The sequence below is a fragment of the Pseudomonas sp. genome (assembly GCF_026224925.1).
Taxonomy (GTDB): domain Bacteria; phylum Pseudomonadota; class Gammaproteobacteria; order Pseudomonadales; family Pseudomonadaceae; genus Aquipseudomonas.
Map to the genome: position 1 here is coordinate 1 of NZ_JAMFRV010000704.1, position 6,590 is coordinate 6,590.

Annotated in this window: 7 protein-coding genes; 5 read left to right on the top strand and 2 right to left on the bottom strand. The window is 57.5% G+C overall.

What is annotated here, in order from left to right:
- The 5 genes from M0974_RS29425 to M0974_RS29445 all read left to right on the top strand — a co-directional run.
- On the top strand, positions 1 to 797 hold a 797-nt coding region (locus tag M0974_RS29425), incomplete at its 5' end, for an FAD-dependent monooxygenase (RefSeq protein WP_297845354.1).
- Positions 794 to 1,612: an alpha/beta hydrolase gene (locus M0974_RS29430; RefSeq protein WP_297845355.1), complete on the top strand. Its 819-nt coding sequence runs from the start codon at positions 794 to 796 to the stop codon at positions 1,610 to 1,612. The genes M0974_RS29425 and M0974_RS29430, both read left to right, overlap by 4 nt.
- 15 nt (positions 1,613 to 1,627) lie before the next feature.
- A complete protein-coding gene (locus M0974_RS29435) occupies positions 1,628 to 2,263 on the top strand; it encodes an N-carbamoylsarcosine amidohydrolase (RefSeq protein ID WP_297845357.1) in 636 nt (211 codons plus the stop codon).
- Between the two features lie 184 nt (positions 2,264 to 2,447).
- A complete protein-coding gene (locus M0974_RS29440) occupies positions 2,448 to 3,758 on the top strand; it encodes an MFS transporter (RefSeq protein ID WP_297845358.1) in 1,311 nt (436 codons plus the stop codon).
- Between the two features lie 79 nt (positions 3,759 to 3,837).
- Positions 3,838 to 4,914: a nucleoside hydrolase gene (locus M0974_RS29445; RefSeq protein WP_297845360.1), complete on the top strand. Its 1,077-nt coding sequence runs from the start codon at positions 3,838 to 3,840 to the stop codon at positions 4,912 to 4,914.
- Between the two features lie 94 nt (positions 4,915 to 5,008).
- On the opposite strand, the gene M0974_RS29450 is transcribed toward M0974_RS29445, so the two are convergent.
- Positions 5,009 to 5,359 (bottom strand): carboxymuconolactone decarboxylase family protein, encoded by a 351-nt coding sequence (locus M0974_RS29450; RefSeq protein WP_297845361.1) that lies wholly within the window; start codon positions 5,357 to 5,359, stop codon positions 5,009 to 5,011.
- A gap of 57 nt (positions 5,360 to 5,416) precedes the next feature.
- Positions 5,417 to 6,590: DNA ligase D (ligD, locus tag M0974_RS29455; RefSeq protein ID WP_297845362.1), on the bottom strand; the 1,174-nt coding region annotated here is incomplete at its 5' end.

Consider the following 6,590-nt stretch of genomic DNA (forward strand, 5'->3'; position numbering starts at 1 on the left):
CCATCGCTCCCGGCACCGTGCACTTCAACAAATGCCTGACGACTATCGAGGAAACTGGCGCCCAGGTACGTCTGAATTTCAGCGACGGCACCAGCGCCGAGGCCGACATCGTGATTGGCGCCGATGGCATCAACTCACGCATTCGCGAAGAGTTGCTGGGTCAGGAAAAACCGCTGTACAGCGGCTGGGTCGCCCACCGCGCACTGATCCCAAGCGAGGTGCTGACCAAGTACAAGCTGGACTTCGAAAACTGCGTGAAGTGGTGGAGTGACGATCGCCACATGATGGTCTATCACACCACCGGCAAGCGCGATGAGTACTACTACGTCACCGGCGTGCCGCACCCAGCCTGGGATTTCGCCGGCAACTGGGTCGACAGCAGCCGCGATGAAATGCGTGAAGCGTTCGCAGGCTATCACCCCACCGTTCAGGCGCTGATCGAGTCCACCGACAGCGTGACCAAATGGCCGCTGCTCAATCGCAATCCGTTGCCGTTGTGGAGCCGGGGTCGCTTGGTGTTGCTGGGCGATGCCTGCCACCCGATGAAACCGCACATGGCCCAAGGCGCAGGCATGGCCATCGAAGACGCCGCAATGTTGACCCGCTGCCTGCAGGAAACAGGCCTCACCGATTACCGCACCGCCTTTGATCTTTACGAAACCAACCGCAAAGACCGCGCCTCCCGCGTGCAGGCGGTATCCAACGCCAACACCTGGCTGCGCACCCAGGAAGATCCGGCCTGGGTTTACGGTTATGACCTCTATGCCCACACCTTGAAATCCGGGGTGGCGGCGTGAGTACGTTCATCCAGGGCGGCAACGTCCAGGCCAACGGCATCCGGCAGCATTACCTGCGTTACGGCGGCCAAGGCACAACGAACAGACCGGCGGTGCTGCTGATTCCTGGCATCACCAGCCCAGCCATTACCTGGGGATTCGTCGCAGAGCGGCTAGGCCAGTCTTTCGACACTTACGTACTCGACGCCCGTGGCCGCGGCCTGTCCTCTACGGGTCCGGACCTGGACTACGGCACCGACGCCTGCGCCGATGACATCGCCGCGTTTGCCGAGGCAATGGGCATTGATGCCTATCATTTGCTGGGACATTCCATGGGCGCCCGGTTTGCCGCGCGCAGTGCCGTGCGTCACCCGAAAGGCTTGAAAAGCCTAGTGCTGATCGACCCACCCGTGTCTGGCCCTGGGCGCCGTGAGTACCCGAGCAAGTTACCGTGGTACGTGGACTCGATCCGTCAGTCGTTGAGCGGGATGGACGCCGAGGCCATGCGAGCCTTCTGCCCGACGTGGACCGATGCTCAATTGCAGGTCCGCGCCGAATGGCTGCACACCTGCTACGAACCGGCAATCGTCCGTGCCTTCAATGACTTTCACGATGTCGATTTCCACCAGGACCTTCCCCATTTACCGGCCCCGGCGTTGTTGATGGTCGCGGGTCGTGGCGGTGTCATTCAAGCAGACGACGAGGCAGAAATTCGCCAACTTCAACCCACCATCCAGATCGCCCACGTGCCGAATGCAGGGCACATGATTCCGTGGGATGACCTTGAGGGTTTCTTTGCTGCCTTCGGTGATTTTCTTGGCACACCCCTTAGCTGACAGAAGGATCAACTCATGAGCGAAGAACAAACAGCGGACGCCAACTACCAAGGCGTATGGGGCCAACGCATCGGTTTCGGCAGCAAACCCGCGTTGTTGATGATCGACTTCATGCAGGGCTACGTCCTTGAAGGCGCGCCGTTATTCGCGCCAGGGGTGGTCACCGCTGTGGCCGAAAGTGTCGAGTTACTGGCCTGCGCCCGGCAGCACAACATCCCGGTCGTGCACACCAATATTCGCTACCATCCAGGGCACTTTGCCGACGGCGGGATGTGGGTGAAAAAAGCCCCGGTGATGAAAGACATGGTCGAGGGCAATCCACTGGCGGCGTTCTGCGAGCAAGTGCTACCCAACGCCGACGAAGTGGTGATTAGCAAGCAATACGCCAGTTCATTTTTTGGCACCAGCCTAGCCTCAATGCTACACGCCCAAGGGATCGACACCGTGGTGTTGGCCGGTTGTTCCACCAGCGGCTGCATCCGCGCGACAGCGGTAGATGCGGTGCAGCACGGCTTTCGAACCATTGTCGTACGCGAATGCGTCGGCGACCGTCACCCTGCACCACACGAAGCCAACCTGTTCGACATCGACAGCAAATACGGCGATGTGGTGAGTAAGCAGGAAGCAATGGCAGAATTTGAAAAGACCTGACTAACCCGACCCTGTGGTTGGCTTCGCCAGCCCGGGATTTTGTATGATTGTTTTATAAAATAAGCGACAAAGATCGCGCTACTGCAACCCTTCTGACACTGCCTTTGGAAGTCGCACGTTCGGTGCTGCCAAAGACCAAATATGCGGCTATACAACAACCATAAGTCACCGCCAGGAGACACCCATGCCCATTGCGAATGCAACCGCTGCGACCACCGTCGCGGACCCGATTCAAGCGCTTTACCGAAAGATCACCTGGAAGCTGATTCCATTCCTGTGTTTCTGTTACTTGGCCGCCTATCTGGACCGGATCAACATCGGCTTCGCCAAGCTGCAAATGCTCGACCAACTGCACCTTAGCGAAACCGCATTCGGCCTGGGCGCCGGCCTGTTTTTCGTGGGCTATATCCTCTTCGAAGTACCGAGCAATCTGATACTGGAAAAGGTCGGGGCAAAAATCTGGATCGCCCGCATCATGATCACCTGGGGCTTGCTCTCAGCCTGCACCATGCTCGTCACCTCCTCCACCCAGTTTTACATCCTGCGCTTTCTGCTCGGTGCTGCCGAAGCGGGCTTTCTGCCGGGCGTGCTGTTCTACCTGACCACGTGGTTTCCGACCTACCGGCGCGGGCGAATCATTGCGTTGTTCATGATTGGTTTGCCGCTCTCCAGCGTGATCGGCGGTCCATTGTCCGGCTGGATCATGGGCAGCTTCGACCACGCAGCCGGTCTGCGCGGCTGGCAGTGGTTGTTCGTGGTCGAGGCAGTGCCCAGCGTGCTGCTAGGGATTCTCACCTTCTGGGCATTACCCAATAATCACACCGAAGCCAAGTGGCTGGACGACACCGAAAAGAGCCTGCTGGAAAGTGAGCTGCGTCTGGACGACGTCGAGGGCAAAGACAGCAAGCACAGCTTTCGTGACGGCTTTTTCAACATCAAAGTCTGGATGCTCGGCGGTATCGACTTTTCGATTCTGCTCAGCGCTTACGCCATGGGCTTCTGGATGCCAACGTTCATCCGTAATGCCGGCGTAGTCGATACGTTCCACATCGGCGTGTTGACCGCGCTGCCGAGTGTCGCCGCGCTAATCGGCATGTTGCTGATCGGTGCCAGTTCGGACCGTCATCGCGAACGCCGCTGGCACATCATCGTGCCGTTCCTGATCGGTTCGGCAGCCATGGCCAGCAGCACATTCTTTACCCATAACCTGGTTGCCACCGTGGCGCTGTTCGCCATTGCCTCTGCCGCCATTATCGGTGCCGTGCCGGTGTTCTTCAGCCTGCCAGCGACCTTCCTGAAAGGTCGCGCAGCGGCCACTGGCTTCGCCTTGGCATGCTCGCTGGCGAACATCGCCGGGTTGGTCAGCAACTCGTTAATGGGCATCGCTATCGACGTAACGGGCAGCAGCGCCGGAGCGCTGTGGTTCTTCGCTGGTTGCCTGATCCTCAGCAGCCTGTTGGTGGTCGCACTACCGGCAAAACTAGTCAACCGCTAACGCTGAGTGTTTGAGTGGCACGCCACCGAAAGTGTTCGGCGTGCCAACGTCCAGCCATGCCATAAAAGGTAAACACGACATGCTCGGATTTTTCAAAGGATGTACCCTGGCACTGGCGGTCGGGCTCTCAGCCGGCTCGCTGCAGGCCGCAGAGAAAGTCATCTTCGACACCGATTTCAACGTACTCAATGATGACGGTCAGGCCTTCATCATGCTGGCCCAGTTGCACGCGCAGAAGCGCATTGAATTACTGGGTATGACCTTGGTCAGCGGCAACGCCTGGGTCGATCAGGAACAGGTCGATGCGCTCAAAGCGGTAGAGCGTATGGGCGTGGAAAAACAGGTGGGGGTTTACTCCGGCGCGGCGTATCCGCTGGTCCACGATTACGCCACCTATGAACAGGAAAAAGCCTTGTTCGGCTCCGGCTGGCCCGGAGCATTCAAGAACCCTAGGCCGACCTCCGCAAGCCAGTTAATAGCGCCGCCCGATGGCCTGGCGACCCATACCAAATTGCGTACAGAGTCCGCCGCCCAGTTCATTATCGACAGCGTAAAACACAACCCCCATGAAGTGACCTTGCTCGCGGTCGGCCCGTTGACCAACATCGCACTGGCGATTCGGACTGCGCCGGAAATCGTGCCGTTGATCAAGCGCATCGTATACATGGGTGGCGCCATCGAGATTCCCGGCAACACCACCCCCGCCGCGGAATTCAATTGGTGGTTCGACCCGGAAGCCGCCAGGATCGTGCTGCGCCAACCCATTGAACACGTGATATTTCCCAACGATGTCTGCGAGAAAGTCATGTTCGACGCTTCGGTCTATAAACGCATTGTCGCGAAAACAGGGGTAATTCCAGACCTGTACAAGAGCGTACTCGGTCCGACCTTCGCCAAAGACCCGAGCTACCACAGCTTCACGTGGGACAGCTTGCCCGCACTGTTTCTGGTGCATCCAGAGATGGTGACTGACGCCAAGGACATGTGGGTCGACGTCGACACCCATTTCGGTCCGGATTACGGCCGAGCGTTGGGTTACAAAAAAGGCGCGCCAGTAGGCACACAGAAGGCCAAAGTGGTGTTCGGCATTGATCAGAAAAAATTCTGGGATGAGTACGTGTCGTTGGTAACGCTGCCTGCGCCGGTTAAAAAGTAAGCCGAGATTCTGTGGGACCGAACTCATTCGGGAAGCCGGCAGCGCCGTTTTCTTGATACACCGCAGGGCGGCCTCCCACAGAAATTTCAAAGGTCTATCGGCTATTACCACTTAGCGCGTCATACGCTTCAAGCGCGTGCATCGAGTAGATATACGCGGCACCGGCGTTTAATGAGATAGCCGTCGCAAGCGCCGCAGCGACTTCTTCTCGGGTCGCACCGGCCTTGATCGCGGCAGCGGAATGCGCGCCGATGCAGCCGTCACAGCGAGTGGTGATCGCCACCGCCAGGGAAATCAATTCCCGGGTTTTGGCGTCCAATACATTGTTTTCTGCCGCGGCGTCATCCAGCGCCGTATACGCACGCACCATCTTCGGATTGGACTTGGCTAACGAGCCGAAGCTTTTTTGAATAGTACCAACTAGGTCTGACCAATTTAGGAACATTTTTATTATCTCCTTTGGGCCGAGCTTGAGCGAGATTGCTGGGAGGTCGGCCAATCATTACCTTTCTTCGATTTCCAGCTGTTTCCACATCTTCCTGGTAATCCGCTGCCGGTTTTTATAACCCGTCCAAGGATCAGTTTTGAGGCTGTCGAGTCGATCATGAAGATTGCCGACATTCCATTGCTGAGCCGACTTCAAACCGTCTAACTCTTCACGACTTATGGGCACAGAGACAGGTAAACCCGGCCTGGCTCTCACGGAGTACGCGCAAACGGTGCTGCCGCCCCGGGTGTTGCGCAGGTAGTCGATGAAGATTTTACCCACGCGATTTTTCGGACCCATGGTGGCCGTGAAACGCTCGGGTATTTGTCGGGTGATAAATTGGGCGATGGCTTTGGCAAAGCCTTTGACCTCATCCCACCCCGCATGCCGGGCCAGCGGCACGATGATGTGCATGCCTTTCCCACCACTGGTTTTCAGAAACCCCTGCAAGCCCAACTCATCGAGCACGCTTAAGGTCATTTGGGTGGCTTCGAGCATGCTTCGCCACGGCAATGCAGGGTCGGGATCAAGGTCCAGAATCATGCGGTCAGGGGTTTCAATTTTGTCGCTGGTGGCACCCCACGTATGAAATTCAATGGTGCCCATCTGCGCTGCGCCGACCAACGCTTTTAGCGAGTCAATTTCCATCAAACGTGCATGGCCAGGGTCAAGGCCGGGTGCCAGCTGCTTTATATTGGGAATAGCCAATTGATCCGCATGTTTTTGAAAAAACTGCTCACCGCTGACACCTTCAGGGCAGCGCAGTAAGGCCACAGGACGCTTGTCCAGGTGCGGCAAAATCCAATCGGCGATGGACTCATAAAACTGCGCCAACTGAATTTTCTGTGTGCCGCTTTCATCGTCAATGACCCGCTCCGCGTGGCTGATACCAACTCCTGCGACGTTGATCTTGCCTTTGGTCTTAGCGGCAATTGGATCGCCTTTAACCGCGCGGGATTTGGGTTTGGCGCTCGGTTTCTCGGGGGAACGTGGATGCTCATGGACGACTTCACTTACCGGTTTATCGCTGCGCAGGCCGATAAATGCCGCATGACGTAAAATCCCGTCACGGGTCCATTCGGCAAACTCGGCTTCGCAGACCAACTCTGGCTTAATCCACTGCACGCCTTTTGCCTGATCTGCGCTAAGTTTTTTCTTCAGCGGCGACGAATCGCGCTCCAGCGTGGCA

Bases quoted from the DNA above. Each gene is read 5' to 3' on its own strand.
- M0974_RS29445 (WP_297845360.1), top strand. From the start codon at position 3,838: ATGCTCGGATTTTTCAAAGGATGTACCCTGGCACTGGCGGTCGGGCTC.
- M0974_RS29450 (WP_297845361.1), bottom strand. From the start codon at position 5,359: ATGTTCCTAAATTGGTCAGACCTAGTTGGTACTATTCAAAAAAGCTTC.
- M0974_RS29440 (WP_297845358.1), top strand. From the start codon at position 2,448: ATGCCCATTGCGAATGCAACCGCTGCGACCACCGTCGCGGACCCGATT.
- M0974_RS29435 (WP_297845357.1), top strand. From the start codon at position 1,628: ATGAGCGAAGAACAAACAGCGGACGCCAACTACCAAGGCGTATGGGGC.